Genomic DNA, 25807 nt, shown 5'->3' on the forward strand with positions numbered 1-25807 from the left:
GTTAAAGACGGGGGAGGGGCGTCATTAGGTTCACCCCCAGATTCGCGTCGGCCCATTGTCCAGCGGCGTTTTCGCTGCCTATGTTGGTCGCAAGGCTCAAACAGCGAGATGACGAGGATGGCGAAGCCGGCATCAAAGGCAGAGGTCGAAACCCTCCGCAAGAATGAAGCGAAGTGGACGAAGACGGTGCTGGCGGCAGGCTGGAATGCCTTTCCGAGCATCATCATCGAAAAGCAGGAGGCGCTTGGCCTCGATGCGATCGACATCAATATCATCCTCCACCTGTCGAACTATTGGTGGGTGAAGGAGAATCTCCCGCATCCGTCTGTGGGGGCCGTGGCAAAGGCTCTGCGGATCTCCGAACGGACCGTTCAGAAGAGGATCACCGCTCTTTGCAAGACGGGGTTCATGGAGCGGACGGAACGCCGAAATACCAGGGTAGGCAGCACCACCAACCTCTACAGCTTCAACGGGTTGATCGAGAAGGTTTCTCCGTTTGCAAAGGAGAAGCTGCAGCAGGTCGAAAAGCACCAAGAGGAGAAGGCGGAGCGGCTCGCTCGCAAGCGCCCGAAGCTGGTGGTCGATAACGAATGATGAGTTTGGCGGCGTAGCTCAGTCGGACAGAGCGCATCGTCTCGACATGCTGGTGGTTGGCACTTCCAGTATGGACGATGAGGCCGCGGGTTCAAGTCCCGCCGCCGCCTCCCACCCCCAAAGCAGGCTTCATATCTCGCCGGCATGACATCTCGACGGCTTGTTATCAGGTGAGCTTGATAAAAATAGGCGAAAATGCCTGTTGATATGGTGAAAAATCCTACCGCGAGGTTGCGGATAGCAACACACTCGGGCAGATTAGGATTGTGTGCCCATGCCGGGCGCGCGCGAAGACGCCCCCGGGAGTCCTAGGAAAACGGCCGGGAAGCGTCTTCGGTTCATCGCTGGAGTGCTTTGACGGCCTGAGGATAGGAAAGACCGAAGAGCTGCGCAACCCGTGTTGCGTTTCACACCGCGCAAGATTCTAGGATTTTCGTCCCCGTCACGGCTCCCGGCAATAGCTGGAGACAGTGAATGGGTGTTGGACCCTTACAGCCCTTCGACCGCTCGGAAGCTCTGAGCATAAGAGAGGCCTCCGCCCAGACCGGGCGAAAACCGCAGACGATCCGCCTCTGGTGCGCTCGTCACAGGCTCGGCCGCCACGTTGGCGGGCAATGGGCCGTTTCAAAGGTCGCTCTGCGGCTATTCCTCAACAACCAGCTCGACGGCCTCGCGGCGTATCTCGCCGGCGATCGGCGGCATGCCGATGTCGCCGCAGCCTATCGGTCGGAAGGCGTGTCGCGCGCCAGGCAGGAAGAGGAACGCGACTTCGGCGCCCGACCCGAGCTGCTCGGAGGTGTCCGATGAGCGAGCCCCATGTCATCGCCCGCTTCGCCAAGAACAAGCGGGAGGAGGTCGTCATCTCCTTCGACACCTTTCGCGGCGTCGAGCTGCTCGATCTCCGCATCTACGCGAACTTTGAAGATCCGACTGCCGCGGCCAAGCCGACGAGGAAAGGCATCTCAATCAAGCGCGCATTGCTCTCTGAACTGATCGCCGGCCTGGAATTGGCCGCGGGCACTGCAAAGGAGGGCGCATGATGTCGGCCACCTATGATCCTGTGACGTTCATCTCCGTCTTGGTCGGAGAGGATAGGCGGCAGGCAACGTTCAAAGGGCGGTTCGCCTGGATGCTCCACGAGTTGGTGAAGGCGGGCAGGGAAGGCCTCACCACGCTGGAGAACCCGGCGCCGAGGATCTCGCATTACGTCTACATCCTCCGGAAAGCCGGGCTGACCATCTCCATGCAGGAAGAACGGCACGCCGGGGCCTTCAAAGGTCACCACGGCCGATATCGGCTTGAAACCCCCGTGACGGTTCAAGAGGTCCGGCGCTTCTCACAGAAGAAAATGCCGGAAATCAAGAAGCGAGCCTAGAACATAAATCCGGAGGCGCGCCAAAGTATTGTAGCGTTATTGTCGATTTTGGCGCGTCGTCTTTCCATGTCCTGAATTGTCGTGTTGCTTATGCTATGACAATAGCAGCACTTATCGGAGGTTTAGGCGCCATGCGTCAACCAATCCTTGCTGAGAATATCCACTTGCGGGCCGAGCCCGGTTTGCGTGATGCAATTCATGCCGCCGCTCGCAAAGAGCGGACCAATGCAGCCGAGTTCCTGCGTCGCGAGCTGCGGGCCATCGTCGAGCGCCGCGGCATTCACCTGCCTCCTTTCGCCGAGGTCGGTCGATGAGCGACATGCACCAGGATTTCAGCGGCGGCGAGCCGTTCGAGCCCGAGCCGAAGCGGGATGGCAACGCTCTCGTTCTTCCGACCGAGGGCCATATCGTCGCCACAGCGCTCGCTGTCGAAAAGATGCGCGGGCTCTGCGAGCAGATGCGCATGGTCCTCCTTCACGCTCCGCGCGATGCGGCGAGCTTCAACCGCGTCCTGTGGGAAGCCTCCGACGAGTGGGCCAAGGCCCACAACAGCTATGAGGCGTACCGCGCCGTTCTCGAATGCAAGGGGCATGCGTGATGGCACCCATTCCTTGGAACCTCGGCCCCGGCGTGGTGGATTTTTCCTCGGCCTTCGCGAATCTCAACCGCGGCATTGACGCGCTAGGTCGTGGATTCGAAGAGCGGGAGCGAAAGCAGACCCTCGCCAACCTCGGCCAGCAGGTCAGGGCGGGGAACTACGACGGCGCAACAGAGACGGCGTTCGCTCTTGGCGATGTCGGAACCGCACTCTCAATCATGAAGCACGGCCAGGACGCCCGGAAGCTCGCCGCGGGCGAGACGGCTGCGCGTGAACTGGGACAGGTCATCGGCGGGATGGGGCCTAACGGGCTGAGCCTTGATCCGTTGGGCGCTGCGCCGTCTCCAGAAACGGGGAGCGCCCTGCCTGCCTCGCTCAACGCCAGCGAGAGCGGCGGCAACTTCCGGGCTCAGAACGGCGCGGTAGGATCTGGCGGGGCAGTTGGGCATTTCGGCCGGGCTCAATTCGGACAGGCTCGATTGCAAGAAGCTGCGGCGGCTGGCGCCATCCCGCAGGGCACGACGCCCCAGCAGTTCATGCAGTCGCCCGAGCTTCAGAAGAGCGCGGAGAACTGGCATTTCGCCAAGATCGATCGCGCCATTCAGGCCAACGGCTTTGACCGGCTGATCGGACAGCAGATCAACGGTGTTCCCATCACAGTCGAAGGCCTCCGGGCTGTCGCTCACCTTGGCGGCGAACAGGGCATGAAGCGCTTCGTCGAGACTGGAGGGGCGTACAATCCGAGTGACGCCAACGGTACTTCGCTGATGGACTATTTTCGGCAGCACGGTGGGGGCGGTCAAACGCGTGTCGCCGATGCTGTTGCGCCTGGTGCGGCGAACGCGAGCGTTCAGACCGGGCAAGAGGGCTATTTCATCCCGCCCGGCCGGCAGCCGCTCGGGAACATGAGCGCAGAGACGTTCAACGCCGTTTCGTCCGGCGGTCGCCCGCTCGATCCAGCTTTCCAGTCCCAGGGCGTCAATCGGCCCTGGATGGGCAGCGCTCTTGCCAACCTCGGCAGCGGCGCCGTGGCTCCCCAGCAGTCCCAGGCGTTACCGCCCAGCCGCCCCTACGACCTTCGGGCCGATCAGCAGCCGGCCGGCGGGGCTCCCGCGGTCGCGCAGATGTCGCAGCAGCGCTTGCCCGCGCCTGTCGAGATCGATCCGAACAGCCCGGATGGCGGCTCGCGCGCCTTCGCGGCTTCTCAGGGCCGCAATGCCCCGATTGCCGACGCCAGCGGCTTCGTCATCCCCCCGGCCGATAGTGCCGCGGGATCTGGTAGCGGCGCCGCGCGGCTCGCCCTGCCGAGCCCAACGCAGCCGGCGCAGTACACCGGTTCCGGCGCAGCGGCTGCGCCGGTTCTGTCGAAGGACATGCCTCGCCCCAGCACCCGCGAGCAGGCTCTCGACTACGCTCAGACGCGGCGGGTGGAAGCCCAGCAGGGCAAGATTGGCAAGCTCTCCGAACTGCTCGCCAATCCAAACCTTCCGGCGAATGCCCGTGCGGTTGGCGAAATCTTTCTCAAGGACGCGCTGGAGGCGTCGAAGGCGCCGGATTCCGTGAAGGAATTTCTCTATGCCCGCGCCATGGGCTGGACGAAGTCGCCCAATCCGGCTGCGTATGCCAAGGAGAAGACCAAGACCTCTCCGGCCGAGGAAACCGAAGGCCGCAAGGCCGCCGCGGCGGCGGCCGGGCTGAAGCCGGGTGATGCCGGCTATCAGGGTTTCATCCTCACCGGGAAAATGCCGCGTGAGGACATGGGGCCGCTCACCGCGACCGATAAGAAGGCCATCCTTGAGGCGGACGAGGGCGTTCTTGCTGCTGAGACGGCCATCAAAGCCCTGACCGATGCCAAGGCGCTTTCCCCGCGTGCCCACAGCGGCGCGATTCCGGGAGCCCGCGCCTGGATCGGCAACAACCTGCCGGACGGTGTTGTCCCCGATAGCTTCGCCAGCCCGCAATCGGCCGAAGCTACTTCGGAACTTGAGAACGTCGTGACGAGCCAGGCGCTGGCGCAGCTCAAGAGCATCTTCGGTGCCGCTCCCACCGAAGGCGAGCGCAAGATCCTGATGGAGATTCAGGGTTCCATCGGGCAGCCCGACAACGTCCGCCAGAAGATCTACGACCGCGGCATTGCGATGGCCGAGAAGCGTCTCGCCTTCAATCGCCAGCGGGCACAGGAGCTTCGCGGGGGCAGCTACTACCGCAATCCGGGGCAGGCGACCGAGGGAGCCTCGCAGAGCCGTCCTCAGGGCGCGCAGCAGCAGCGGCAGACCGTTGCGGCTCCTACTGCGGCCGTTGATTTCCTGCGGGCCAATCCCGGCGCCGCGGCGCAGTTCGATGCGAAATATGGCGCCGGATCGGCAGCCCAAGTCTTGGGACGATAGCCATGGCAGGGAACATCTTCGATCAGTTTGATGCGCCGGCCGTGCCGAAAGGCGGAGTCGGGCCTTTGCCCACCCAGGGCGGCAATGTCTTTGACCAGTTCGATGCGCCATCCTCGCCAAATTCGTCACGTGGGGAATTTGCGTCGCGCCCCATGGGGTTTGCCACCCGAGTTCAGCGCGAGGGCACTGATATGCAGGCGCGCGAGGGCGAGTACCTCGCGGATGCGCTCCGAGTTCGCCAGCAGCAGGACCGGGGTGGCATCGTCGGCAATCTCGATGCGGCTGCGCGCGGGTTCGCGGGCTGGATCCCCGGCATGGATAAGCTGGCTGCTGCGGGAGACGCGGCATTCGGCCAGGGGGAGGGCGAGAGTTTCGGGGAGCGCTATTCGGACAACCTGATGCGCCAGCGCGCGCTGGATGATGCCGACAGGCTGGTCAACTCAAGTTCGCGCTTCGCGGGCCAGGCCGCGGGCCTCGTCGGGACTGCGATGGTGCTGCCCGCTGTGAACGCGGTGCGCGAGGGGGCCCGAGGCGCGGCGACGATCAACGCCGCGGTGACAGGCGGGCTTTACGGCGCCGCGACCGGGGCAATCGAGAACGACGGCGGCATTACGGACAAGGCTGTCTCGGGGCTTCAGACCGGGGCTGCGGGTACAGTCTTGGGAGCTGCCGCCCCGACCTTCGTTCGCGGCGCTGAAGCCTTTGCGCGTGCGACTGGCAAGCTTGGAAGCAGCATTGCGGCCCCCTTCCGCTCTATGGCTAATCCTGAGGCAGAAGCCGCCCGCCGTGTTGGTGCTGCGCTTGCTCGGGACGGTGTGGACGATCCCGCGGCAGCTCTTGCTCGCATGCAATCGCAGGGCGCTCCCGCCGTTATTGGGGATGTCGGCGGCGAGACGACGCGCGCTCTCGCTCGCTCCGCGGCCAACCTTTCCCCCGAGGGTCGCAGTGCGCTGGCGGAAGCCACCGCGGACCGCTTCGCAGGTCAGGGAGACCGCATCACGGACCTTCTGCGGAGCTTTGGCCCATCCTCGGCCGGCAAGACGCTCGATGAATTGCAATCGGCGGCCAGAGCCGCCAATCGCCCCGCCTACGCCAGAGCCTACGCGCAAGGCGGCCGAGGGCTTTGGTCGACAGAGCTCGAAGGGTTAGCGCAGGCGCCAGCTGTGCAGGACGCTATCCGGAGCGTCATCAAGACCGGGGCGAACAAGACCGTCGCCGATGGCATGCCCCCAGTCCGCAATCCCTTTACCACGGACGCGGCCGGCAATCTGGTGCCAGCTCGGCAAGCAGACGGCTCGATCGCTCGACCAAACCTTCAGTTCTGGGATTACGTCTCCCGCGAGCTCCGCGGCAAGGCAGGGGAGGCGGCCCGTGCCGGCAATAAGGATCTGGCTGGGGACTACACCAACCTGCGGCGGCAGATCCTGAACCAACTGGACGATGCGGTGCCTGCTTTCCGGGAAGCCCGCTCAGGTGCCGCCCAGGCGTTCCAGGCGGAGGATGCTCTGGAGGCCGGCCAGAAGTTTGTTTCGGCCCGGATGTCCAACGACGAGGCGCGTAAAGCCGTGGCTCGGATGAAGCCTCAGGATCGCGAGCTCTTTGCCGAGGGGTTCCGCTCCGACCTTATCGCGAGGATCCGCGAGACAGGCGACGGGCGGGATATCGTCAAAGCCGTTTTTGGAAGACCGGCAGCCCGGGAGCGTGTCGAAATCGCACTCGGTGCGCCTCAGGCGCGAGCGCTCGAAGCGGTTCTCACGACAGAGACCGCAATGCTTCGACTGCAAAGCGCCCTCGGCAACTCCACGACATGGCGGCAAGCCCTCGAATCCGGCATGGCCGCGGGTGCGCCTTCCGCAATTGGCGGCGCCGCGGGCTATTATCATGCTGGCAGTCCGGGGGCCGCCGCAGGCGCGATTGCCGGCGTAGCGCTTCGCCGCGGCACGCTGAAGCTCGATCAAGGCTTGGCCAAGAAAATCGGAGAAATGCTCGCCAGCGGCGATGTCGCCCAGCTCAAGAAGGTGACCAAGCTCGCCGCTAAAAGCCCGGCGGTGCTGAAGCTGCTGGATGGGATCGCGGACGAGGCCGGAAAGGTCGCGGGGCTCTCAGGACGGCCACTTGAGGTAACGGTCAGGCCGGGGGGTGTGCCGGGCTACATGCCAGCCGCAGCAGATGATGAACAATAGCGAGGCCCAGGGATGCGGCCCGCACGACACCACCAAACCCAGGAAAATGACGAGAGCGGCGCGTTTCACTGTTCGCGGGTGCGCTTCACTGCAGCGGCGATAGCGCGATCAACTGCGAGTCCCGCCACCCAGATGCATCCGATCGTGAAAATGTACGGGCCGAGCTGCGGAAGCCCAAACTCGAATGCCGCAATCATAGCTGCGCCGGTTGCTATGATCCCAAGGACGGCATTGCGCTCGAAGCGCCGCTTATCCGCGAAGAATTGGCGAGCTTCGTCGTTCGCGTCGAGCATTGCCCCTCTCTTCGCCAGATCGGCCGGCATCTTTGAATCATGCCCGTGGCGTACCTCTGCCGCAAGGGCTTCGCTCGCGATGCTCTGCGCCAGCTTCGCCTTTGTTGGTTGGGTGATTACGAGAGGTATCCAGTGACCAAACTCAAAACCAGCAAGCCGAAATCCAAGGTGGTCCAGCGGCAAACTATCCAGAGCCCGGATGTCGAGCCCGACAACAGCGGTACGCTCAGCCATATCGGCGGGTCGAAGTCGAACGACTGGAACCGAGTTCTGGTAGACCAAGCTTTCGGCTCACTTTGGTGCGGGAATTCTGACGAGCAGTACAAGGGTAGACAGTGCAACGCCACGGTTGCCTTCATGGTCAGGACAAAGCCCGCAGATGAGCTTGAGGGCATGATGGCTGCCCAGCTCTTTGCGGCCCATAACGCCGCGATGGAATGCTACCGGCGAGGGATGATTAAGGACCAGCCGGCCGAAGGCCGAGCCTTGAACCTCAACCAAGCCAACAAGCTATCTCGCACCTACACGACGCTTCTCGAAGCGCTCAATCGCCATCGAGGCAAGAGCAGCCAGCAGAAGGTCACCGTCGAGCACGTGCACGTCCATGAGGGCGGGCAAGCCGCCATCGGCAACTTCAGCGCCGGGGGCGGGGGTAGGGTGCAGAGCAATTTTGGAGAACAACCCCTTGGAACCGACGCCGCTACGCCTCAGCCCGCGCTGCTGTGCGAGGACCCGATCGGGAACGTCCTGCCAATCGCCAGCAATGCCGAACGGCCGGTGCCGACTGCACGGAGGAAAGAGCCCAGGCGCGCCTAAGGGCAATCAACACGCTCTCAAGCATGGGCGCTACACGGCCGAGGCGATCCAGGACCGGCGGATGATTTCGGCGCTGATGGCAGAAATGCGGGCTCTCTCCGAGCTCGCCTAGCCTGGTCGCCTGGCCGTATCCCCGCGCAACTATCCTAATACTGCGTGCTGGCTGCCATATGGCTGCGCTGCTGCTCCGGTAGGAATTGGACAAATCACCCCCTAATTCGTTCTGGCCCAGCGATTCTAAGAGGCCCGTCCAAGTTGGACACAGCCGTTACAGGCCCGGCTTTCTCCGAGAACTGAAACGTGCGTTGCTCTGAGGTCTGCTTGGGGGGCGCTAATGGAACATCACGTTGATCGACGGGTGGTTCTATCGACCGAGAGCGAGTATCCGTCGCTCTACGAATGGTCGATTTCCGAGGTTACGCCTGAAGGCAAAAGCGGCGAAACGAACCAGATCCCATGGGAGTGGACACTGTGGTTCGAAGCGACCGAGCTGACGCTCCATGATACGCTTGAAACCGAATTCGGCCTGTTTGATAGAGATAAGCCAGACAGTTTCCGGCCGGCCCATCTCCGCCGCTCTATCACCGCGAAATTACACCCAAGCCGGGGTCGGAGAGCCTCATGGGAAGAGGCGCGCTATTCCTTCTTTGGGACGGGGCGTTTCATTTCCGATTTCGAACTCAGGGTTGCACAGCTTTCGGCCGGCGAGGACGTGGAGCGCTGCGAGGTATGGGGCACGGCCAGCTACACCTCTGAAGGCGCCAACTTCCTACCTGAAAGGACCGGCGACTACCTGAGCTTCAATCTTTTCATCAAACCCGAGAATTTTGCCCGGTTTGCAACGCAAATTTCCTTATCAGCCGTAACGTCCGCTGCTTTCAGCGTGGGTGGGGTACCTGGCTTTTATTCTGCCTGGTCGCCCACTGTGCTAACCAGCCGCATCAAGATCCTTGCCTCATTGCAGGATCAGCGGGTTGAGCTTCCTGCGGGAAGCGAGATCGATCCTCCGCGGCTAGGACGGGCCCGGGAATTTCATTTTGTGCTGAGCTGCGCCCACAAGCTTAAGGCCGAAGCCGCCGAGGACGAAGCTCGGAGCGACGAATTCGCAGACCGCCCGGCTTCTCAGCCCGTTGCTGCTGGGGCTCCAGATTCCTCTGCGATTCCCAAAAGCCAGTTTGCGGGCACGCTGAACCAGCTGCGGATAGCAGCCTGGCTGATTGTCGTTCTCTTATTAGTCAACCTGGTGCGCTAACCGCCCTCGTCAATGCTGAATCTTCCGACCTTGAAGGCGGCCGGCAGGGGCTGAAAGAGGCTGTCCGGTTAGGGCCCTCACTGATCAAGAATACAGCTCTTGGAATTCCAAAAGTTACGGACCCGAAACGGTCGCTTCTCCCCATCTGCATCCTCAGGAGCCGGCGCTTGCGGTGTCCAACTTGGACGGGCGCGCGCCCGCTCTCTAACAGGCAAAAAACCGGCTCAATACCTCAAACTGTGTGGGTGGCCCGCCCTGCCAAAATAGGCTCAATACCTCAGTTGTTATGCAGACATGCCGTCGCCGAAAAATCGGCTCAATACCGCAAATGCGACGCGCCGCGGAAAATCGGCTCAATACCGCAGTTCGTGTGGGTCATGAGGTTTCGGGCTCCTTGATCACATCCGCGACGCGGGGTGCGATGGAGTACATCCACCCCATCTTGCCCAGCGTGCCGGGGAAAGGCCGCATGCCGAGCTCGCGACTGTAGAGCCGCATGAGGGCTCGGCGCCGGCGGGCGAACAAGCGCTGCTTGCCTGCCCCCTCGAACTCCAGGGGAAATGCCTTCAGGGTGATCACCGAGTAGAATTTGAACTCGACCTCGATCAGACGCCGCAGGATCGCTGCCCATTCGCTCCGACGTGCAGATCCCGGCTTTACCCACAATCGGTCGATCAGGATGATCGGGCCGTAGGGAAGGAGCGAACTCATGATTTCGGGCCAGGCCTTCGTGACCGCCTCGGCGAGCTCCATGGTCGAGTTGCTGTGGCTGTCCATCAGCTGCCAGAAATCGTCATCCTCGACCCAGCCCCCGCCGTCATCGAAATCGATTAGCTCGAAGGTGCCGACCGCCTCGTCGCCGGAGAACAGCCAGCAGTAGATGTGCCGCTTGTAGATGCTGTCCGGAACCTCGGCTAACCAGGCGCGCGGGTATTTTCGATATCGGCCGAGGAAGCCGATTGATGCTCTGAGATCGATCTCGCGAAGCGATTTGAGGTGGCTCGGGAATGGGGCTCCCATCCCGCTCGGTGGGGTGTCGGAACGTCGGATTCTGGGCTTTTTCATATGCTTCCTCGGCCAATTCGCTGCGTCAGCGTAGGACGAGGCTGCACCCAAGCTCTTGGCATTATCAGCCGGGTTTCGCGGCTTTTTGTGCCAAGGAACCGTGCTAGAATCGGGTGCTCACCCGGTCATTTCTCGCGGGCTCACCGCGAATGACCTATGGATGTAAAACCATTCCCGGTGAGATTTGGGAGATTCCCGGGGAGCATCGCCGCTTGTGGCTTTCGTCGCCAAAGCAAGAATTCGGAGGCATGCGAAACCGTAGGAGCCCCGCATGCGACCGAACAACAACTCCCTGTCCGACCTCAGCCGCCGGCGGCCGCGGCGCCGTGCGAAACAGCAGGTCTATTCCGAGCGCTATCGCCAGAAGCTCGCCGCCGCAAATTGCCCGGATCGAGACGATATCGCGGCGGCAGTCCTGAGGACCATGCTGCCGATCTGGGCCAAGAGCCCGCAATGGTGGCACGAGCGGTATTTCCCGCGGCTCTGGGACGACCTGGAGGCAAAAGGGTTCGATCGCGACGCAGCCGCGGCCAAGGTCCAGGCCATGATGCATGCCCACCTCAACCGCATCGAGCGGCAGGGGCGCCGCGACGGCGCGTGACATGTGCGGTGCGGCTCCGGCGGCTCGGTGTCAGCCTCCTCGAGGTAACTCTGGAGGCAGCCATGGAACCGAAGAAAATGATCCCCGGGACGACGAGCTTCACGATCGAACTGCGCGATATCCGAGCGAAGGCTGAGGCGGCTCGCCACGCTGGCCGGATTGAGGATTTGCAGGTGGCGCTTGAGCGTGAGACGCGATTGCGCCGGCAGGCATATGGGCGCGGGTAAGCAATACGCGCCCGCACGCGAGGTCCCTCTAAAATGGAGGGATTTAGGGGCAAAAGGGTTTGCGGCGCCGTGGCGCAAACCCCGGTAGGTTTTACCAGGGCTTGCATCACCCTCGTCACTAACGAGGGTATCGCTACTGACGATACCCTTTGCGAGAGAGTGTCGTTTCAACCGACGTCCTTGAAGGGGGTCCATAGCTTGGACGCCTAAAATGTGGCTCGGGGCATATCTTGAAGCCTCCCTTGATGTCGCCTATCTGTTGACAGGTGTAAGCGGATTGCTTACATAGGGCCATGATCCGGACGTTCAAACACAAAGGCCTTGCCGAGCTGTGGGAGACCGGCCGGACGGCGAAGATCGATGCCAAGCTGCAGAGCAGAATCTTGCGTCGATTGGATGCTCTCGACGCCGCGGGCCGTCCCGAGGACCTCAATCTCCCGGGTTTCGACTTTCACGCGCTCAAGGGCTTCGACCCGATACGCTACACGGTCCACGTGAATGGACCCTGGTGCGTCACGTTTGCGTTTGACGGCGTAGATGCCGTTGCCGTCGACTGGGAGAATTACCACTGAGTGAGTCTGTTTCATTGGCCAGCTGATTTGCCGGATTTAGGAGCTGCCACATGTCTGAGTTGATTACCGCCAAGCGCTCGCGGGATCGCGCCCCGACGCACCCGGGCGCCCTCCTTCGCGAAGACATCATTCCGGCCACGGGTAAGCCGAAGACGGAGATTGCTCGCCTGCTCGGGATCTCGCGCCAGCACCTCCATGACATCCTCTCGGAGGAGAAGTCGGTGACGCCGGCGGTTGCTGTTCGCCTTGGTAAGCTCTTCGGCAACGGCACCGGTCTGTGGGTGCGGATGCAGGGCGCCTATGACACCTGGCGCGCAGAGCGCGATATCGACGTGTCGAAGATCCCCACGCTGACGGCGGCGTGAAAGGGTACCTGGACTGTAGGTAGGCCTTACCGTCCTGGCCCGCTGGCCGTGATATCCACGTGTCTATCCAGCGGGCCGAAAACTCGGCCGACGGGTAAAATCCAAAGGGTGGGACATCTCAGAGTTTTGCGAGGCAATCTCGCGCGCGCGCGTAGCGTTGCGCTCCCTCCCCCCATTCCGGGGACCGGCCCGAACTTGAAAAACTGTCACAGAAATCAAACGGCGCTCATGGAAGGGGGCCAGGAAGGCCACAGGAGGCCGAGGGGTGGCATTTTCTGATTTTGGCTATCGGAGGGCGAAAAAATTTTCGCGCCCCTCGGCGGCCTTCTAAATGGCCCTGAGGGGCTGTGCCCCTTGAAGGAACTTTCAGGCCTCCTACCTGTTGAGGACGCGGCGTCGGAGACGATGCCTGCCTGCTCTCCAGTTGGATGCGTTGCCGCGGATGTACCGGCCGCACCGACAGGAGGGCAAAGCCAGTTTCCCGGCGATGGCCGGAACCGCCAAGTCCTGACCACGGTCAGAGGCCCGTCGCCCCGCAGCGGCGGGCTTTTTGTTTCCGCAGCTAGCCCGGTCGGTTTTGTGGGCAGTACGCGCGCGAGGTCGAGTTTCTTGAGTCCATAAAAAAGGGGCGGCGTCGCTGATAAAACAGCGGGGAAACAGCGGGGCACGTCCTCGGCCGCCAATTTTCCGACGCTGTAAAAGGCCGCGCTAGCTTACAGCCGTCACCACCGCTCGCCCTGGCGCCAGCGCTCCGGGTCGATGAACTTTCCCGCATGCATCCCGGCATCGGCCGATAAGGCTTCGTCATAGGCCTTGGAGTAGCGCGCGCCACCGTATCGCCAGTACGGCACCGCCCAGCCCATACGGATCATCTCGCGGCCGATCTCGACGCCAGCCGGATTCGTGCACGTCGCGACCGCGCGGGCGTAACGGTCATAGGTTTCAACGACGCAGCGCGCGCCATTCCGCACCAGCCGCGAAAGCGCATTTCGGGCATCGCGGCCGCATAGAGTTACCGCCCCATTGCCGGCCCGGCATGTCTGGCTCAGCTCCGGCGCGTCCATTGCCGATAGCCTGATGCGCTGGGCGCCAATGCGAAGTGTATCGCCATCAACGGCCACAATCTGGCCAGCCTGAAAATCATAGGCCTGCGCCGTCGTTGGGGTGGCGCAGATCGCTACGCAGATCGCAGCGACGATGCCCATTTCTCTCATAGTCAGCCCCCTCCCGCCCGTCCGGCTCGGCTCAGCAAAATGCTGGAAAGTGGTGAAGCGCGCCTTCGCCCGCCCGACGAGGCCCTTTGAAAAACAATCAACGGAAATCGAGGAATGGCCCGCCGTTGAGGTTTGCCCCACGACGGGGCAAACCTCACTGACAGGCAGGTTATAATAACCTGAGAAAACCGCCGGCCATGCATGCAGGGTGTCCATAGTATGGACGCCCTTTTCATTCGGGCGCCTTTGCAAAAGTAGCGGAGAATACCAAAGCGGCCGAGCCCGAGCCGAGCTGTCCCCTGGATCTCAGGGAAAGGGGGCTTCTTCCGATGGAGCGAGTTCGCCGCAGGGGTAACTCCTCAATCTGAGGGGTATGCCGGCTTTTGGACCACCCCCGCTGCGAAGGGTATCGTTACTAACGATGGGTCGAAGCCGAGCTTGAAACGAAATCAAGATTTCAAGCGCCGCTCAAAAGGGCGAATTCCGTACTTTTGGAACCGACCTATGTGAACAAATGTAAGCCGTCACGCGCACTCGCGTGAGCCTTCGCCATGAAAGCAAATGAAAGCATTCACGCGCGCGTGCGCTCCGGGTGCGTGAAGATTTTTCTGACATCACTCGCGAGGCGGGAAACCCTGCGCCTGAAAGGAAATGACAGGGGTCCCGCGCGCGTACCGTTGCGCTGCTTGACAAATACAACGGGTTTCAACGACGGGCGGCGAAGGTTTTCTGCCAGTCGCATCGCAAGCGCGTGATGGAGAATGTTGAGGTCCATGCGGCGCGCGCCTCTGCAAATACCGCGGGGATACAGTGGCAGTCGCTCGCGCAAGATGCGGGGCCGTTATTGGCGGCCGCGCAGGCCCAGCCGGAGTTTTCCGAGTCCATAAAAAAGGGGAAGGTGCGCGGGAGGTTCAACCGGGCTCTGGCTGAATATGCGAGTCATCGAAGCACGAAATTTTGGCGGCAGCTTCATGCCGGATGGCTTCAGCCCCTTCGGCCTTGTCATCTTTGCTGCTGGGCTGATGACGCTTGTTCAGATCTTGCGCTCGGAAGGCGCCGCCGGCAGACAACTTGCTAAGCTCGCATCGGCGATTGCCTGCATGCTGGTGGGGGCTGCGGCTTTCTTTATTCCGATGGTTTGGAGATAAACCAGCCCGGCAAAGCGCCCACCGCAAATGATGATATCCGAGCGCCCAACGCGCAGGGGGGTTAAGGTCCGAAAGCCGAGCCTTCCCAAGCAAATACGCAAGCATTTCGTATTTCGGTCTAGGCGCCCTTGGACCTGCATTGCTGTAACAGCAACCGAGGCTCCCGGCAGAGACCGAGTCCGGCCCGCTACCATGTCACTCTCGTAATCGGCGCAATTCTGCGCCGATCGGACTCAGTCTAGTAAGTTGTTCAAAAACCTACCGGAATTGACCATAGAGGCGTTGGAATAGGGTTCCGGACTCAGGGGAGGTTCGGGCAAATGCTCCGGGGCCGGAGTTTGCTGCGGGGTTCGAGGGAGGCGCCCTCCACCGTACCCGCGATACGGCTTCCGGGCAGAAGCGGACAGCGCCCTAGTCAGCCTGTTGGCTTCTTCCCTGGCTGCGACAGGAGATGGTTCTGAGCTTCGCGGCTCAAGACGACCTTGGCGCCGATCCGCCTTGCCAACCGCTCCGCTGCCTCGATCGTACGCAAGATGTCAGATGACTCCCCATAAAAGGCACCCGTCGCATCGCGCGCGGCCCAACCCCGGCCGTACCGGTATATGGTAAGCTGATGGGACATGGAGTTGGACCCTGGTTAGTGGGACGAACCCCACAGCCATGATCCGGTTCCGGAAGCTTTTTTGACATCAGCCGCTAGGCCGGAACGGTCAGAACCGGCCCATCTTTCATTCGGCGCGCAGGTTGTCCGCGGACGACTTTCCGGAGCGGCGATCGGCGACCAATTCATACGAGACCTTTTGCCCGTCGCGCAGATCCTGCAGGCCGGCTCGCTTGACGGCATTGATGTGGACGAACACGTCCTGGCCGCCGGCATCGGGTGTGATGAACCCGTAACCCTTAGTCTCGTTGAACCACTTCACAGTGCCGGTAGCCATGTCGGTCTCCATTCGCATTCGTCAGGATGGCGTGCCTGCGCTTCTCTGATTGAGAGCTTCTAACCGGCGCCGGCGCCAGTTGTTCACCGTCTGTGGGCTCACCCCGCATCGCCGCGCTATAGCCCGATCGGACATCTCGGGATGGGCGTCCAACATAGACAGCACAGCGCGCTGCTTATCGGTATTGGTCCTGCGGTCAGTTTTAGGCACGGCAGAAGGTGGAACGACCGAGGGCATCACGATGGTCGTGATCCCTTGGGGCTGTCCATTTTTGACGGTCGCCCGCAGTTCCTCGAGCTCGTCGGCCATGGCCTCGAAATCGTCGGAGAGGCTGGCGGCGAGCGCCATGTCCTCGCGAACGTTGCGAGAAATCTCTGAGCCGCAAACCATGCCGAGCCAAGCCATTCTTGCGCGCCGGTCGTGGATCGTTGCCGCAGCTCGCGTATCCAGCAGATGCTCCAAGGCTGCGATGCGAGCCAGGATATGGATTGGTAGCTGATAGTTGCGATTGGCGGATTCTCTCTCGTGGGCCAGGCGCTGCCATCTGCAATGCTCCGCCCAGATTCCGGCGAGGTCATCCGGAAACGGGATCGCGACGTGCAAGGCATCCATCACCCGCGGCGGCGGCGGCCCCGCAACCCAATCGTCATAGGCGATGACGATCAGGTGCCCGTTTATATCAGCCAACCGATAGAGGTTGAGGCGTAGGGAAAACTCATCATCGGGTTCGTCTCGAGGAGCTCGGCCGAGCATTTCCCACAGCCTGTCCTCGTCGAGTCCGGCCGCGTCGGCCATCTCGACCAGCGCGCTCTCGGCTTCCTCCTGGTCGACGCGCGACAGGGCAGGATCGTGCGCTCGGATACAGAGCGACCGAACCAGTGCAGCGTCCAATTTGGACGGAGGTGAGGAGGTGGTTGTCATGCGCCCCTGGAGTTTTCACAGCCCCTAAACGCGCGTGCACCCGCGAGGGAGGAGATATCTGACACCCACTCGGAACAGCGTCCACCCTGCTTTGTTGAGGGTCCAGAACCGCGGTTCGGCCAAGTGGAGCGCGGCCCGCAAAGCTCAAGGATTCTCGCCATGGAAAACGGCTTCAAGGCAATGTCGCAGGCTGCGGACGAAGGTGGCGCTGGGCGTTCGAATGGCGACAACGCACGAGAGGGGACGTCCCAACTCAAGAAGTACGGCGTCGATACCGACCAGATGACTGAAGCGGCAACGGAAAGAGTGACTGAGCTTCAGCAGCTCCTTATCGACGAAATCCGCGCGCGCCCAATGCGGGCGCTGGGATGGGCCGCGGCCATAGGCGTCGTCTTCGGCTTTTGGGCGGCCAAGTAGGTCGTGGGCGCTCTGTTCGCCCTGTTTGCTGCTCGGGTTACAGCGGCGCTGAAGCACCAGGCCGCAATCTATGGCCTGATGGCAGCCGCTGGCGTGATCAGCATTTTCGCGGCGGGCTACGCTCTCGATGCGGGCCATTCGGCCCTCATGTTTCGCTACGGGGCTATCACGGCAAGCCTGGTCATTGCCGGCTGCCTCATTGCTGGGGCGATTGTCTGTTTGATCGCAGCGCGCATCGTTGCCAATCGACCTAGCAAAACTGCCGCCAAATTGTCTGCCCTGGCTTCTTCCTACAGCCCCTCTCAAATTCGGTTGCCATTTTCCCCGCAGACGTTGATCGCGGCCGGAGCGGGCCTCACGGGAGCCATATCGGTCGCGCTGTTCATGCTTCCGAAAATCCGGGATCGCCTGAGAGGCAGGGCCGCTCTTCCAAGGGACATGTGAGACCGTTCTCGGAACAGTACGCGCGGGCGCGCGCGACTGCGTGGCCCTATCGTCGCCGGCGAACATTTCCCACCGTCTGCGGACTGACCCCGCACCGCTTAGCAATCTCCCGATCGGACAGGCCCGGCTCGGCGTCCAGCATGGAGGCTACGTCCCGGCGCTTGTCGGCGTTCGTGCGGCGAAAATGGGAACCAGGGTGGCGGGCCGTATCTGCGCCGCCGTTACGGTGGTGCGGATCGACATGGGATGCAGAACGTCGCCCCTCATAGAGCTTCCGAAGGATCTCGAAGTCCGCGCGTAGGCGCTCCATCTTGTCATTGTCGCTGCGCTCATGGTCTTCGGGGTCTATCCACTGGCGATCCCATTCGAACCGATCCCAAGCGAAACGGGCCTCCATGTCGTCCCAGTTCTCGACTGGCCGTTTCCAGAGTTCGTGCTCGAGCAACTCGTTCCGGACGTCGACCTCCAGGTGGTCGTTGTATTCGCCATCGACGAAGAGCTGGCGGTCGCTGCGTAGCTTCGCCCACATGCGCATCTCATCGAGAAGCCCCTGCAGGGTATCCGGAAAGGGCCAGGCGCCTTTGATCGCCGCCAAGCTTTCAGGGCTTCGCTTTCCACCGTCGAAAGCCCGAGAGCCGCCGAGTTCCTTGGTCCAGAAAAAAGGCTTATCGCCGAAAAAGGGCATGCCGCGGGATCGCTTGGCAAAGGGCTCGGCAGCGACATAGAGAGCTCGCTCGATCGACGTGAGTTCGAAGAGCGCTTCTACGCTGCCGAACTGCCGCAACAACTCGTCTCGCCTCTCAGCCTTGGCCCGTTCCTTCTGAGCTTGCCGCTCCCTCTTTCGGTCCTTGTAGCCTGGATTCTTTGCTTCCTGCTCGTCGTCCATCTTGCGGTGGATGTCGCGGAAAATGTCGGTCCAGTTTTCTGCAGCTGGCTGGGGCCGGGTCTTGGACGCGCTGTCCAACTTGGACATAGCCTGATTGAGCGTCATCCCAGCTCGGCGTGCCATCGCATCCGCCCGCGCCTTGGCGGCGTTGCGCTCGCCTTCGGTCGCGCCCTCGGTCATTAGCCTTCGAACCTTGCCGAATTTCTCGCCGTCCAATTTGGACACGTCAGCTACAGTCATCCCTTGGCGTCTCTCGCTTGCGTTACCTGCCTGGGTGTTGGGTTTCCCCCGGGATCGGGGAAAACCGTAGGAGCGCTATTCCCGTCTGGAAGAATGCGTGAGCGTGATCCGGCCATAGCTCGGCCGATCGATAGGGAACCCATCGGAAAGCCATATCACCTTGCCGCCATCCTCGACGGTTTCGACTAAAGCGCGGAGATCCGGTTTAGCGACGGGCAAAGTCGGAGCCGGTGGCACCCAATCCAAATCCTGCCCAAGATAGCTTGCTGCCCTCGCTCTGCCCTTCATGGCTTCTTCCTCCAAACCCAGGCCCAAGCGAAGCGCGGGAGCAGCGCGCCGGCTGAGAGATAGGTTACATTGATCTCCCCTTGATCTCCCCTTGATGTCATCCTTGATCTCCCCTTGATATTGCAGACCCGGCCGCCGTCTTCGGAGCAGCCAGTTGGTCGTAGTGGGCCACATACCCTCGCCACTCCTCCGCAGAGGACCCCCAATCGCGGGTCGCGGCCGTTTTCGGCGCGTGCCGCAACCGGTAAATTCCGACCAGTGCAACATCCGGAATGCTGGCCTTCACCGGCACAACAAAACTGCACCCCTTTTCGACGGCCGCCGTCCACTGCCCAACTGAAACCATGGCCTGGCTCGCGCGCTCAGCGGCCGCGGTAATTGCGGCCTCATCCGGATGAGACAACCCGGGCCACCTTCGCCTGTGGGGAAGCGGGTGGATTACCTCTCCGCTCGATGACGTGTGGGTGGCCTTGTCGCCAGCTTCATCGGGATCCGCGAAATCGTTGCTCTCGATCAGGTGCGGGACGTCTCCCACAAGGCCGGCATTGGTAAGGATCCGGAGCGCCTTCCAGAACACGGTCATGTGGCTGGAGCTTTCGTTTGCGTATGCCCGAAGGGGCTTGGCCAGCGTGCCCGAGGGCCAAATCCGCGAATGGAGCGGCTTGAACCCCCAGATCACATAGATGCTGTTCTCCCCGACCTTGTGACGTTCGAAAACATCACGCAGGCCTAGGCCGTCTCGCCATTCAACGCCTCGACCGCCTTTCAAATCATGAGCGTGGTACATGTCGATGAATAGCTGCAGAGCAGGCAGGAACTGAGATTGGCGCACCCGCTCAATCGGCGATGCGGCGCCCTCCATCGGCTCGACGAGGATGTTCGGGAGCCAAGTCCAATCGCCTTCCTCGGTGCCCAAGCCGCCCTTTTTTGTCAGCTTGAACCAGTCGCCCGTCACATGCTCCAGCAGCCCCCGCTTCGCCAGCGCCATCGCAACTTGCCGAGGTTTCCGCAGCCCCATCCAGGCGTGTTTCGCCGCCGTCTCTGGCACCTCTTCAAGCGCGTCGAGGCCATCACTCTTCAGCCCTTTGAACGCTGAAAGCATCTTTGCCTCGTCAGGGGTCAGGTCGCTGTTTGGATCGGCCCCAGCTCGCGACAATGGCTCGATGAAATATTGAGGGCGGCGTGGCTTCCCGCCTTTGTCTATCAATCCAGCGACCTGCAATGTGAGGACTGCTTTGTTCGCAGCGGCCCGGCTGATGTTGGTCCGCTTTTCGATGGCGTTCACAGACCACGAGGTTGTGCGATTATCGCCGCCGGTCCCCCGAGCGAGGACCAGGTAAGCAACCGCCGCGTTGAGCCCAAGGCCGCAGACTTTCGGCCAGAGTCGGTGGTCGATCGCGAAAAAATCGCCCCGACCATCGTTCTTAGGCTCGCGCTCCCGTCGCATGGGAATGACGTTGTCCGCGGGCCGCGCCATATCGGCTTCATCTAACGCAGCTTGGCGTTCGGCCTCCTCGGCTCTCTCGCGCTCGGCCTCGCGTCGCTGGTGTTCACGCATCGCTGCGTCGGAAGCTGCCTCCGCCTCTGCCGCCTCGCGCTGCTCGCGATCCTGCTTGGCGGCAAGAGCGCCGTCCCGCAGCTGTTGGACGGCCGTGCGAAAACTGCTGCCGATTTCGGGTTCCTTAGGAGCATCCGGCACGTCGCCAAACATATCGCCCTGCATTCAATTGCTCTCCGGGTCATGCGCTAGGAGTGTAGCAGAAAACAGACGCAAAATCAGAAACTTAACTCAGAAAACGGACTTATCGACCGCGCTTTAGGTCAGCAATTGGCCTTCTCAACGGCGCGCAGCGCCCGTCATCAGGGCATCCCTCTGGCGCTTCCGCTCGTCGGCTCGTTTCGCATCGAGCATGTCGCGCTCTTCCCGGGCCCCGGACACGAAGGCCTCACGTAGAGCGGCCGCGATAGTCTCGACCCGTCCGAATGAGATAGAGCTGCCGAAGCGATCCAACTCATCGGCGGTCAACCGGGCCTTCAAGGCGTCGGCGACCTCCCGAGCGATGCGGAGATCCTCAGCATGTTTGGCAGCGCGGGCGTCTTCCTCATCCAGGCGGGCAATGGCAGCCCGTCTGTCGCGCTCGGCGTTCCGCTTCTTGAATGCGGCCACCTTCTCGGGACTGGCCTTCCTGTCGCGCATCCTGGCACGCGCAAAAATCAGCTCGCTCTTGGCGAGTGCAATGCGGTTCTCGAACTCGGCGGGTTCGAGCACGCCGGCGGCAGCCTTGGCCTTGAAGTCCGATCGGATGTCTTCAGGCGTGCTTGCGGCAGCGACGTCATAGACAAGGCGCCGAGGCAAATTCACCACGTGGGGAATTTGAGCCAGACCGATATTGCGAGCCACGTCCATCATTCGCCCGGCCGTGGTGTGGCTGATGCCGCCGCACTCTGCCTTGACCCAGGCCATGAAGCGCCCATGCCCGACCGTCTCGCGAGCCTGGAGCAGGCGCTCGCCTATTTCGGCGAAGGTCTCCAAGGTGGTGGCTTCGAGAGCGCCATAGGTGCTTCGCACCCAGGCTGCCGTCGTCTTAGCCGCCTCGGCTTCGGCCGGCTCCAACGCGAGATAGTCAAAGCCTTTGCTGACGTGGCCCGCCCCACCCTTCACCGGCTGGAAGCGCGACAGATCTACGTTGTCGGCATCGGTTTGGATCACTCAGCAGCTCCTTCGTTCTGGTTGAAACAAACGCATCCTTCCTCGGTGAAGCGCGCCCCGCCCTCCTCCAGAGCCCGGCGCATGGCGTCGAGGTTTGGGCGGTAGGTGCCGCGCTTCTCCTGCTCGAAATTCGCAACCGTGCTCAGGCTCACGCCAGCACGTTGCGCCAGTTCTGCCCTTGTCCAATCCAACCCGCCGCGGGCGGCTCGGCATTGCTGCGGTGTCAGCATCCAAAATCCCAACTCGAATAAAAAAGACGAAGGTTGCGCAAAAAGAGTTGACTAGGGCAACATCACCCTTTAAGAGTGATCTTACACGAAACGACGCACCTCTCCAAATAGCGCACCGCGCAGATATGCACAGCGAAAGCGCCTTTTTGGACCCGATTGCGACGCCTTCTTTGGAGGTCCGGATGACGCCTCAACAGATCGCCTGGGCCGCTCGGCACGATTGGTTTGTATCCTCGTCGGAGGATGGCCGGGTGGTCGTAGTGGAGCGCGCGACGCTTAATGGCGAGCCCCTCCCCGACGAGATCCTCACCTTCTCCGACTTCCGCGCTCTGCGCGCTTGGGCCGGGTACTAGCCTATGGCGTTCCTTCGGTTCCCGCCCCCGCCCACGCTGCGCATCAGCACGCGGCTTCCCGGCGCCATCGACTTCTGCGGCTGCGACGAGGACCAGAAAACGCAGTTCTGGACGGGGCGCATTATCCGCATCCAGCACAAGCGCAAGACCATCTGCGAGGCCTGCATCGAGTACGCCGATGAACAGGCCGAAGCCGCCCGCCTCGCCCGGCAGCCCCGCAAGGCGAAGCCCGGCCGGTTCCGTCACATCAACCCTCACCGCATCGGAGCCTGACATGCCAGCCGTGAACCTTGCGCCGTCGTCATCGCGCCCGCCTGCGGCTTTTTCAGCCGAGGCCCCGCTGCCGACAATCTCGCTCGTTCAGCTCGGTCGAGCTTTGGAAACGCTGCTGAGCGTCGCGAACTCTCTGACGAATTGCCCTCGCTTCGTCGATGACAATGGCCGGATGACCGAGGGTGGAAGGCGCTTCGACAAGACGGTTGGCGCGATCTGCGATGAGTATCTTGCCGTCATGGATGAGCTTCGCGACAGCCGTCCTCGGAACTCAAGCGAGGCGGAAGACAGGAGCTGCGAGCTTCTGAAATTCGATCTCAACTGCGACCAAGACACGACCGATATCGCGCTCGGCGCGGTCCGCAGGGCTTTCCCCGGCCGCTACTGAGCGCCGCCCCAACCCATTAGCCACAGCCTGGAGAAACCAATGCCGAACGCACACGTTGCGGCAGCCGCTACCGGCTTGCCTACTGCCACCTTCAGCCGTCGCCGCATGCTGCTTGGCCTCGCCGCAGCGTCGAGCGCCGCGGCCGTCCCTGTCGCTTCTGCGAAAGCGCCCGCCGAAGATCCAGAGCTTGTTCGCCTCGGGCAAAGGAGCGCCGCCCTGGCGCTGGCCTATCAGACGGCGGTAGCAGAACGCGAAGCTATCGTGGCCCTCTGGGCTCCGCAGTGGCCCACCGTTCCCGTCGAGATCCGAACCCGAAGCAAAGAGGGGAAGGTTGCGCGCGGGCTACAAGGCGAGTGGCCCGAGCCGCACATAGCATACGATGTGCCCGAGACGCTTCGGCGCCGGGCGGCCGCAATGCGCGAGCCTCGCCAGTTCCGCAAGGGGACCAGCCCTCTCACCATCGCCAAAGATGCTGTTCTCATGGAGAAGGCAGCCGCGAAGGTCGACGCGCTCGCCTCACTCTCTGAGCTGTACTGCGCCGAGCGCTACCGGGTGTGGGAGGCCTCTGGCATCCGACCCGCGCAAGACAAGGAAGGCGCCGCCCGCGAGGACCTCCTCCGGCACGTCGCCGCAATCATGGAACGCCAGCCGCTCACGATGGCCGGCGTCATCGTTCAGGCGGAAGCCCTGGAGTTACTGAGCGCTGTCCCGCCGCTTCAGCGGAGCGCGCCGTCTCTCGTCTCGCTTCAGACCTTGCCTGTATGGGGCGAGCAGCTTGCCGCCAACATCCTCCGCTTGGCCCGCTCTGCCTCCTGACCCCTCCCTTCTTAGAGGAGTGCTCCTTCATGGCATCTCTCGACCGCTGTTTCGTCGATCGCCCAGGCCGTTCGCGGCTTCCGTTCTGTGATGTGGGGTAGCTCGATTCCAGACGACACGCGGTACCCACGCCAGATCGACATGATCGATCGGGCCTTGGCAGAGGTCGACAGGATCCTCAGGGGCGAGCCAGCGTCCAAGCCGTTCAGCACCTACCCCGAGGACCGCGAACGGCTGCTGGCGCTCGCCAACAAGCTGCAGCGTAAAGACCTCGACGTGGAGGACGCACTGAAGGCCGCAGACGAACTGTCTGACCTCGTGCGCGCGATCCTGGAGGATGAAGCTTTGGGCCAGCCCGACGCCTAGCTCGCCGCCCCTTCCTCCGAAGCAGTCTGAACGTCTTGTTATCAAGTTAGCTCGACAGCGAAACGTCAACATAGCAAAGGGATCTCGATGCCGATCCGGATCAACCGATCTCAACGGAGGGGCAAGCTCATCCGCTCCTACTCCGTCAGACCCGTAACCCTCCCGACCTTCAGCTTCTATGGCCACCTGCCGGTGGTCTACGTCGATGGCGAACTCGTCATTGGCAGGCGCGTCATCCCAATGGAGCGTCGGTCATGAGCGTGGTCGATCTTCGCCCCTTCCTGACACCCTATCCTTCGGCTCGTCAGCCTGTGCCCTCTCTTCAATGCGAGTTGGAAGGCCTGTTCCTCGATCCGCTCTCACCCGCGGAGCAAGGGGACGTGCGCGAGATCCTGGACCTCGTCGCGACGCGTCTTTGCCAAAAGGCTGAGACGATGGCCTCCGCCCGGCGTCGCCTCGAGGCGATAGTTTCAGACCTCATCGAGACCATGGACATGCTCGATGGCGATTGCGACCTGGAGCCCTACTTCGCAGGAATTCCCTCCCCTATCGCGCCGGATGAGACTGAGCCCGACAACGACGGCGAAACCTGTACTGCCACCGAGACGCACGGCCGTGGCTTTCATTGGACGCCCCTCGCCTTCCAGGATGATGACGAGGACGGGAATGACGACGAGCCGTTGGAGGCGGCTGACGCATGAAGCTGCGGGACATCACCGACGCGCTTGTAGGCGAGGATCAGGCCATGATGCGCCAAGCCTTTGGTGCGCTGGTTGCTGGACAGGAGGCGGTAGAGGCCGCCTCTCCGGGCATGCTGGTTGTGGCGCTCAACCGGCTGTGTGCCGCCCTTCAGAAAGATGACGGCGTTATGCCCGAGGCTGTGGCTCAGTTCCTGGGCCTGCCCGCAGGGTCGTCGTTTGCAGCCGGCGCTGCTCGCGTCAAAGCCGACTGGACCAGGATGTCTCGCACCATCGTAGAGCGAGTTTGATCTTGCGACCTATGTCTCGGCAGGCCTCAGTCAGGGGACGTTCGTGGGCGGATCATCCTCCGACTGTGTCACCGAGCGGCGGTGAGCACGGAAAGCGAAAATTCCACCGATGAGAATTGCCCCCAGCAAAAACATGATAATCGCGTTTGAGTTGTCCATTGCGAAGGAGCTCCCCTCCAATATCGGGGTTAGTGTTTTGCCTCGACGCCAGAAGTTTCCTCGCGAGCTAGATATTTCGCGGTTACGCCTGGAAGGTTCTCGTCCAGCCAGGCCGCCATCTTTACTTCTTCAGCGAGGATGCGCGCGCAAACCGCGCTGGTTTCTGCATCTCCGATTGCGTCTGCGGCTGCAACGAGGACACGATAGGCTGCGATTTCCATGTGCTCGAAAGTGTAGCCGGCCATCGAGCCTTTGATAATTTCATCGCCGACAAAAGCGCCGCTGATGCCTTGGCCCATAGCAACGAACTTCGCGGCAAGGTCCTTCAAGGTTGAAGTGTCGCCGCCGCGCCGCGTGATGCAGCTCTCGATCATACTCGCTTGGCGCTCAGTCTCCGCGAGATGCTCCTCGATCTTCTGTTTGAGCTCCGGATAGTTTTCGATGCGCCCGGCAAGTGAGGACAGCATCGTAACGGCCTGCTGTTCCATGGCGTGCGCATCGCGCAGCCATTCCATGAGACGTTCTTCGCGGCTCGCCATGACAAGCTCCTTCAATTTCCTGATCGAGGAGGGCAACGACGAGCGCCTTCGCATGTTCCGAGGAGTGCGCGTTGGCCTAGAACTTTCCCCCGGAGGGGTGTCCTTAGGTCAATGAAAATAAAGAAAAATTCTTAGGAACCACGCCCTGAATTGCCTGTTTG

Annotated in this window: 34 protein-coding genes, 1 tRNA gene and 1 pseudogene; 25 read left to right on the plus strand and 11 right to left on the minus strand. The window is 62.0% G+C overall.

Translation table 11 applies throughout. The annotated features are described in order from the left end of the window. Nucleotides 1-117: 117 nt before the first annotated feature. The 9 genes from RKE40_RS24910 to RKE40_RS24950 all read left to right on the plus strand — a co-directional run bounded on the left by RKE40_RS24910 (nt 118) and on the right by RKE40_RS24950 (nt 7137). Entirely contained in the window at nt 118-594 is a 477-nt protein-coding gene (locus RKE40_RS24910) for a hypothetical protein (protein ID WP_316020887.1), read from the plus strand. 7 nt (nt 595-601) lie between these two features. Further along, a tRNA-OTHER gene (locus tag RKE40_RS24915) sits at nt 602-704 on the plus strand. 364 nt (nt 705-1068) lie between these two features. After that, the gene (locus tag RKE40_RS24920; protein ID WP_316020888.1) at nt 1069-1401 is read left to right on the plus strand and encodes a helix-turn-helix domain-containing protein; all 333 of its coding nucleotides are present in this window, start codon (nt 1069-1071) and stop codon (nt 1399-1401) included. Then, entirely contained in the window at nt 1398-1634 is a 237-nt protein-coding gene (locus tag RKE40_RS24925; RefSeq protein ID WP_316020889.1) for a transcriptional coactivator p15/PC4 family protein, read from the plus strand. The genes RKE40_RS24920 and RKE40_RS24925 overlap by 4 nt, the downstream gene beginning before the upstream one ends. After that, complete coding sequence (locus tag RKE40_RS24930) at nt 1634-1969, plus strand: winged helix domain-containing protein (protein ID WP_316020890.1); 336 nt, start codon at nt 1634-1636, stop codon at nt 1967-1969. The genes RKE40_RS24925 and RKE40_RS24930 overlap by 1 nt, the downstream gene beginning before the upstream one ends. Nucleotides 1970-2100: 131 nt before the next feature. Beyond that, the gene (locus tag RKE40_RS24935) at nt 2101-2283 is read left to right on the plus strand and encodes a hypothetical protein (RefSeq protein WP_316020891.1); all 183 of its coding nucleotides are present in this window, start codon (nt 2101-2103) and stop codon (nt 2281-2283) included. After that, entirely contained in the window at nt 2280-2567 is a 288-nt protein-coding gene (locus RKE40_RS24940; protein WP_316020892.1) for a hypothetical protein, read from the plus strand. The genes RKE40_RS24935 and RKE40_RS24940 overlap by 4 nt, the downstream gene beginning before the upstream one ends. Next, complete coding sequence (locus tag RKE40_RS24945; RefSeq protein ID WP_316020893.1) at nt 2567-4954, plus strand: hypothetical protein; 2388 nt, start codon at nt 2567-2569, stop codon at nt 4952-4954. Before RKE40_RS24940 ends, RKE40_RS24945 begins: the two co-directional genes overlap by 1 nt. 2 nt (nt 4955-4956) lie before the next feature. Then, on the plus strand, nt 4957-7137 hold the full coding sequence (locus RKE40_RS24950) for a TrbL/VirB6 family protein (RefSeq protein WP_316020894.1): 2181 nt from the start codon (nt 4957-4959) through the stop codon (nt 7135-7137). A gap of 65 nt (nt 7138-7202) precedes the next feature. On the opposite strand, the gene RKE40_RS29805 is transcribed toward RKE40_RS24950, so the two are convergent. Next, complete coding sequence (locus RKE40_RS29805) at nt 7203-7430, minus strand: hypothetical protein (protein WP_390893527.1); 228 nt, start codon at nt 7428-7430, stop codon at nt 7203-7205. A 132-nt stretch (nt 7431-7562) separates the two neighbouring features. On the opposite strand from RKE40_RS29805, the gene RKE40_RS29810 reads away from it, so the two are divergent. The 3 genes and pseudogenes from RKE40_RS29810 (at nt 7563) to RKE40_RS24965 (ending at nt 9498) form a co-directional block, all read left to right on the plus strand. Continuing rightward, nucleotides 7563-8246, plus strand: a complete 684-nt coding sequence (locus RKE40_RS29810) for a hypothetical protein (protein WP_390893528.1) — start codon at nt 7563-7565, stop codon at nt 8244-8246. Beyond that, nucleotides 8191-8358 (plus strand): annotated as a pseudogene (locus RKE40_RS29815) (hypothetical protein); the annotation flags it as partial. The gene RKE40_RS29810 and the pseudogene RKE40_RS29815, both read left to right, overlap by 56 nt. A 222-nt stretch (nt 8359-8580) precedes the next feature. Continuing rightward, on the plus strand, nt 8581-9498 hold the full coding sequence (locus tag RKE40_RS24965; RefSeq protein ID WP_316020897.1) for a hypothetical protein: 918 nt from the start codon (nt 8581-8583) through the stop codon (nt 9496-9498). 375 nt (nt 9499-9873) lie between these two features. On the opposite strand, the gene RKE40_RS24970 is transcribed toward RKE40_RS24965, so the two are convergent. After that, nucleotides 9874-10614 (minus strand): hypothetical protein, encoded by a 741-nt coding sequence (locus tag RKE40_RS24970; protein ID WP_316020898.1) that lies wholly within the window; start codon nt 10612-10614, stop codon nt 9874-9876. A 220-nt stretch (nt 10615-10834) separates the two neighbouring features. On the opposite strand from RKE40_RS24970, the gene RKE40_RS24975 reads away from it, so the two are divergent. The 4 genes from RKE40_RS24975 (at nt 10835) to RKE40_RS24990 (ending at nt 12328) form a co-directional block, all read left to right on the plus strand. After that, nucleotides 10835-11164 (plus strand): hypothetical protein, encoded by a 330-nt coding sequence (locus RKE40_RS24975; RefSeq protein WP_316020899.1) that lies wholly within the window; start codon nt 10835-10837, stop codon nt 11162-11164. A gap of 62 nt (nt 11165-11226) precedes the next feature. After that, nucleotides 11227-11391 (plus strand): hypothetical protein, encoded by a 165-nt coding sequence (locus RKE40_RS24980; protein ID WP_316020900.1) that lies wholly within the window; start codon nt 11227-11229, stop codon nt 11389-11391. A gap of 293 nt (nt 11392-11684) precedes the next feature. Continuing rightward, the gene (locus tag RKE40_RS24985) at nt 11685-11963 is read left to right on the plus strand and encodes a type II toxin-antitoxin system RelE/ParE family toxin (RefSeq protein WP_316020901.1); all 279 of its coding nucleotides are present in this window, start codon (nt 11685-11687) and stop codon (nt 11961-11963) included. Between the two features lie 50 nt (nt 11964-12013). After that, nucleotides 12014-12328, plus strand: a complete 315-nt coding sequence (locus RKE40_RS24990) for a HigA family addiction module antitoxin (protein ID WP_316020902.1) — start codon at nt 12014-12016, stop codon at nt 12326-12328. A 722-nt stretch (nt 12329-13050) separates the two neighbouring features. Here the strand turns inward: RKE40_RS24990 and RKE40_RS24995 are convergent. Further along, nucleotides 13051-13758 carry a thermonuclease family protein gene (locus tag RKE40_RS24995; protein ID WP_316020903.1) on the minus strand — a complete coding sequence of 236 codons (708 nt, stop codon included), beginning with the start codon at nt 13756-13758 and terminating at the stop codon, nt 13051-13053. A 355-nt stretch (nt 13759-14113) separates the two neighbouring features. After that, nucleotides 14114-14317: a hypothetical protein gene (locus tag RKE40_RS25000; protein WP_316020904.1), complete on the minus strand. Its 204-nt coding sequence runs from the start codon at nt 14315-14317 to the stop codon at nt 14114-14116. Between the two features lie 157 nt (nt 14318-14474). On the opposite strand from RKE40_RS25000, the gene RKE40_RS25005 reads away from it, so the two are divergent. Then, complete coding sequence (locus RKE40_RS25005; RefSeq protein ID WP_316020905.1) at nt 14475-14690, plus strand: hypothetical protein; 216 nt, start codon at nt 14475-14477, stop codon at nt 14688-14690. A gap of 728 nt (nt 14691-15418) precedes the next feature. Here the strand turns inward: RKE40_RS25005 and RKE40_RS25010 are convergent. Both RKE40_RS25010 and RKE40_RS25015 read right to left on the minus strand, forming a co-directional pair. Next, nucleotides 15419-15628 carry a cold-shock protein gene (locus tag RKE40_RS25010; protein WP_316020906.1) on the minus strand — a complete coding sequence of 70 codons (210 nt, stop codon included), beginning with the start codon at nt 15626-15628 and terminating at the stop codon, nt 15419-15421. Nucleotides 15629-15649: 21 nt separating this feature from the next. Continuing rightward, nucleotides 15650-16549 carry a winged helix-turn-helix domain-containing protein gene (locus tag RKE40_RS25015; protein WP_316020907.1) on the minus strand — a complete coding sequence of 300 codons (900 nt, stop codon included), beginning with the start codon at nt 16547-16549 and terminating at the stop codon, nt 15650-15652. A 159-nt stretch (nt 16550-16708) separates the two neighbouring features. On the opposite strand from RKE40_RS25015, the gene RKE40_RS25020 reads away from it, so the two are divergent. Together RKE40_RS25020 and RKE40_RS25025 are read left to right on the plus strand one after the other, a co-directional pair. Then, complete coding sequence (locus RKE40_RS25020; RefSeq protein WP_316020908.1) at nt 16709-16966, plus strand: hypothetical protein; 258 nt, start codon at nt 16709-16711, stop codon at nt 16964-16966. Nucleotides 16967-16969: 3 nt separating this feature from the next. Further along, nucleotides 16970-17410 (plus strand): hypothetical protein, encoded by a 441-nt coding sequence (locus RKE40_RS25025; protein WP_316020909.1) that lies wholly within the window; start codon nt 16970-16972, stop codon nt 17408-17410. Between the two features lie 46 nt (nt 17411-17456). On the opposite strand, the gene RKE40_RS25030 is transcribed toward RKE40_RS25025, so the two are convergent. The 4 genes from RKE40_RS25030 to RKE40_RS25045 all read right to left on the minus strand — a co-directional run bounded on the left by RKE40_RS25030 (nt 17457) and on the right by RKE40_RS25045 (nt 21764). After that, a complete protein-coding gene (locus tag RKE40_RS25030) occupies nt 17457-18536 on the minus strand; it encodes a helix-turn-helix domain-containing protein (protein WP_316020910.1) in 1080 nt (359 codons plus the stop codon). Between the two features lie 385 nt (nt 18537-18921). Continuing rightward, nucleotides 18922-20547 (minus strand): hypothetical protein, encoded by a 1626-nt coding sequence (locus RKE40_RS25035; RefSeq protein ID WP_316020911.1) that lies wholly within the window; start codon nt 20545-20547, stop codon nt 18922-18924. Nucleotides 20548-20661: 114 nt separating this feature from the next. Then, nucleotides 20662-21534, minus strand: a complete 873-nt coding sequence (locus RKE40_RS25040) for a DUF3102 domain-containing protein (RefSeq protein WP_316020912.1) — start codon at nt 21532-21534, stop codon at nt 20662-20664. Beyond that, complete coding sequence (locus tag RKE40_RS25045) at nt 21531-21764, minus strand: helix-turn-helix domain-containing protein (RefSeq protein WP_316020913.1); 234 nt, start codon at nt 21762-21764, stop codon at nt 21531-21533. The genes RKE40_RS25040 and RKE40_RS25045 overlap by 4 nt, the downstream gene beginning before the upstream one ends. Before the next feature lie 356 nt (nt 21765-22120). Between RKE40_RS25045 and RKE40_RS25050 the strand changes: the two genes are divergently transcribed. The 6 genes from RKE40_RS25050 (at nt 22121) to RKE40_RS25075 (ending at nt 24948) form a co-directional block, all read left to right on the plus strand. Next, nucleotides 22121-22390, plus strand: coding sequence for a hypothetical protein (locus tag RKE40_RS25050; protein WP_316020914.1), 270 nt, complete (start codon nt 22121-22123; stop codon nt 22388-22390). Between the two features lies 1 nt (nt 22391). Next, nucleotides 22392-22778: a hypothetical protein gene (locus RKE40_RS25055; protein WP_316020915.1), complete on the plus strand. Its 387-nt coding sequence runs from the start codon at nt 22392-22394 to the stop codon at nt 22776-22778. Between the two features lie 39 nt (nt 22779-22817). Then, a complete protein-coding gene (locus RKE40_RS25060) occupies nt 22818-23594 on the plus strand; it encodes a hypothetical protein (RefSeq protein ID WP_316020916.1) in 777 nt (258 codons plus the stop codon). 141 nt (nt 23595-23735) lie between these two features. Next, nucleotides 23736-23960, plus strand: a complete 225-nt coding sequence (locus tag RKE40_RS25065; RefSeq protein WP_316020917.1) for a hypothetical protein — start codon at nt 23736-23738, stop codon at nt 23958-23960. 254 nt (nt 23961-24214) lie between these two features. Next, a complete protein-coding gene (locus RKE40_RS25070) occupies nt 24215-24661 on the plus strand; it encodes a hypothetical protein (protein WP_316020918.1) in 447 nt (148 codons plus the stop codon). After that, nucleotides 24658-24948 (plus strand): hypothetical protein, encoded by a 291-nt coding sequence (locus RKE40_RS25075; RefSeq protein WP_316020919.1) that lies wholly within the window; start codon nt 24658-24660, stop codon nt 24946-24948. Before RKE40_RS25070 ends, RKE40_RS25075 begins: the two co-directional genes overlap by 4 nt. Before the next feature lie 188 nt (nt 24949-25136). On the opposite strand, the gene RKE40_RS25080 is transcribed toward RKE40_RS25075, so the two are convergent. After that, entirely contained in the window at nt 25137-25646 is a 510-nt protein-coding gene (locus RKE40_RS25080) for a ferritin-like domain-containing protein (protein ID WP_316020920.1), read from the minus strand. Between the last annotated feature and the right edge of the window lie 161 nt (nt 25647-25807).

The organism is Allobosea rubneri (genome assembly GCF_032464875.1).
Taxonomy (GTDB): domain Bacteria; phylum Pseudomonadota; class Alphaproteobacteria; order Rhizobiales; family Beijerinckiaceae; genus Allobosea; species Allobosea rubneri.

Excerpts from the sequence above, each read along its gene's own strand:
- RKE40_RS24935 (WP_316020891.1), top strand. The coding sequence starts at position 2,101 with ATGCGTCAACCAATCCTTGCTGAGAATATCCACTTGCGGGCCGAGCCC.
- RKE40_RS25020 (WP_316020908.1), top strand. The coding sequence starts at position 16,709 with ATGGAAAACGGCTTCAAGGCAATGTCGCAGGCTGCGGACGAAGGTGGC.
- RKE40_RS24975 (WP_316020899.1), top strand. The coding sequence starts at position 10,835 with ATGCGACCGAACAACAACTCCCTGTCCGACCTCAGCCGCCGGCGGCCG.
- RKE40_RS25050 (WP_316020914.1), top strand. The coding sequence starts at position 22,121 with ATGGCGTTCCTTCGGTTCCCGCCCCCGCCCACGCTGCGCATCAGCACG.
- RKE40_RS24910 (WP_316020887.1), top strand. The coding sequence starts at position 118 with ATGGCGAAGCCGGCATCAAAGGCAGAGGTCGAAACCCTCCGCAAGAAT.
- RKE40_RS24995 (WP_316020903.1), bottom strand. The coding sequence starts at position 13,758 with ATGGACACCCTGCATGCATGGCCGGCGGTTTTCTCAGGTTATTATAAC.
- RKE40_RS29805 (WP_390893527.1), bottom strand. The coding sequence starts at position 7,430 with ATGCTCGACGCGAACGACGAAGCTCGCCAATTCTTCGCGGATAAGCGG.
- RKE40_RS25030 (WP_316020910.1), bottom strand. The coding sequence starts at position 18,536 with ATGACTGTAGCTGACGTGTCCAAATTGGACGGCGAGAAATTCGGCAAG.
- RKE40_RS24985 (WP_316020901.1), top strand. The coding sequence starts at position 11,685 with ATGATCCGGACGTTCAAACACAAAGGCCTTGCCGAGCTGTGGGAGACC.
- RKE40_RS25045 (WP_316020913.1), bottom strand. The coding sequence starts at position 21,764 with ATGCTGACACCGCAGCAATGCCGAGCCGCCCGCGGCGGGTTGGATTGG.
- RKE40_RS25075 (WP_316020919.1), top strand. The coding sequence starts at position 24,658 with ATGAAGCTGCGGGACATCACCGACGCGCTTGTAGGCGAGGATCAGGCC.
- RKE40_RS24980 (WP_316020900.1), top strand. The coding sequence starts at position 11,227 with ATGGAACCGAAGAAAATGATCCCCGGGACGACGAGCTTCACGATCGAA.
- RKE40_RS25035 (WP_316020911.1), bottom strand. The coding sequence starts at position 20,547 with ATGCAGGGCGATATGTTTGGCGACGTGCCGGATGCTCCTAAGGAACCC.
- RKE40_RS24920 (WP_316020888.1), top strand. The coding sequence starts at position 1,069 with ATGGGTGTTGGACCCTTACAGCCCTTCGACCGCTCGGAAGCTCTGAGC.
- RKE40_RS25000 (WP_316020904.1), bottom strand. The coding sequence starts at position 14,317 with ATGGACCTCAACATTCTCCATCACGCGCTTGCGATGCGACTGGCAGAA.
- RKE40_RS25060 (WP_316020916.1), top strand. The coding sequence starts at position 22,818 with ATGCCGAACGCACACGTTGCGGCAGCCGCTACCGGCTTGCCTACTGCC.
- RKE40_RS25015 (WP_316020907.1), bottom strand. The coding sequence starts at position 16,549 with ATGACAACCACCTCCTCACCTCCGTCCAAATTGGACGCTGCACTGGTT.
- RKE40_RS24990 (WP_316020902.1), top strand. The coding sequence starts at position 12,014 with ATGTCTGAGTTGATTACCGCCAAGCGCTCGCGGGATCGCGCCCCGACG.
- RKE40_RS25065 (WP_316020917.1), top strand. The coding sequence starts at position 23,736 with ATGATCGATCGGGCCTTGGCAGAGGTCGACAGGATCCTCAGGGGCGAG.
- RKE40_RS24925 (WP_316020889.1), top strand. The coding sequence starts at position 1,398 with ATGAGCGAGCCCCATGTCATCGCCCGCTTCGCCAAGAACAAGCGGGAG.
- RKE40_RS24930 (WP_316020890.1), top strand. The coding sequence starts at position 1,634 with ATGTCGGCCACCTATGATCCTGTGACGTTCATCTCCGTCTTGGTCGGA.
- RKE40_RS25080 (WP_316020920.1), bottom strand. The coding sequence starts at position 25,646 with ATGGCGAGCCGCGAAGAACGTCTCATGGAATGGCTGCGCGATGCGCAC.
- RKE40_RS25055 (WP_316020915.1), top strand. The coding sequence starts at position 22,392 with ATGCCAGCCGTGAACCTTGCGCCGTCGTCATCGCGCCCGCCTGCGGCT.
- RKE40_RS24940 (WP_316020892.1), top strand. The coding sequence starts at position 2,280 with ATGAGCGACATGCACCAGGATTTCAGCGGCGGCGAGCCGTTCGAGCCC.
- RKE40_RS24945 (WP_316020893.1), top strand. The coding sequence starts at position 2,567 with ATGGCACCCATTCCTTGGAACCTCGGCCCCGGCGTGGTGGATTTTTCC.
- RKE40_RS25005 (WP_316020905.1), top strand. The coding sequence starts at position 14,475 with ATGCGAGTCATCGAAGCACGAAATTTTGGCGGCAGCTTCATGCCGGAT.
- RKE40_RS25070 (WP_316020918.1), top strand. The coding sequence starts at position 24,215 with ATGAGCGTGGTCGATCTTCGCCCCTTCCTGACACCCTATCCTTCGGCT.
- RKE40_RS25010 (WP_316020906.1), bottom strand. The coding sequence starts at position 15,628 with ATGGCTACCGGCACTGTGAAGTGGTTCAACGAGACTAAGGGTTACGGG.
- RKE40_RS24965 (WP_316020897.1), top strand. The coding sequence starts at position 8,581 with ATGGAACATCACGTTGATCGACGGGTGGTTCTATCGACCGAGAGCGAG.
- RKE40_RS24950 (WP_316020894.1), top strand. The coding sequence starts at position 4,957 with ATGGCAGGGAACATCTTCGATCAGTTTGATGCGCCGGCCGTGCCGAAA.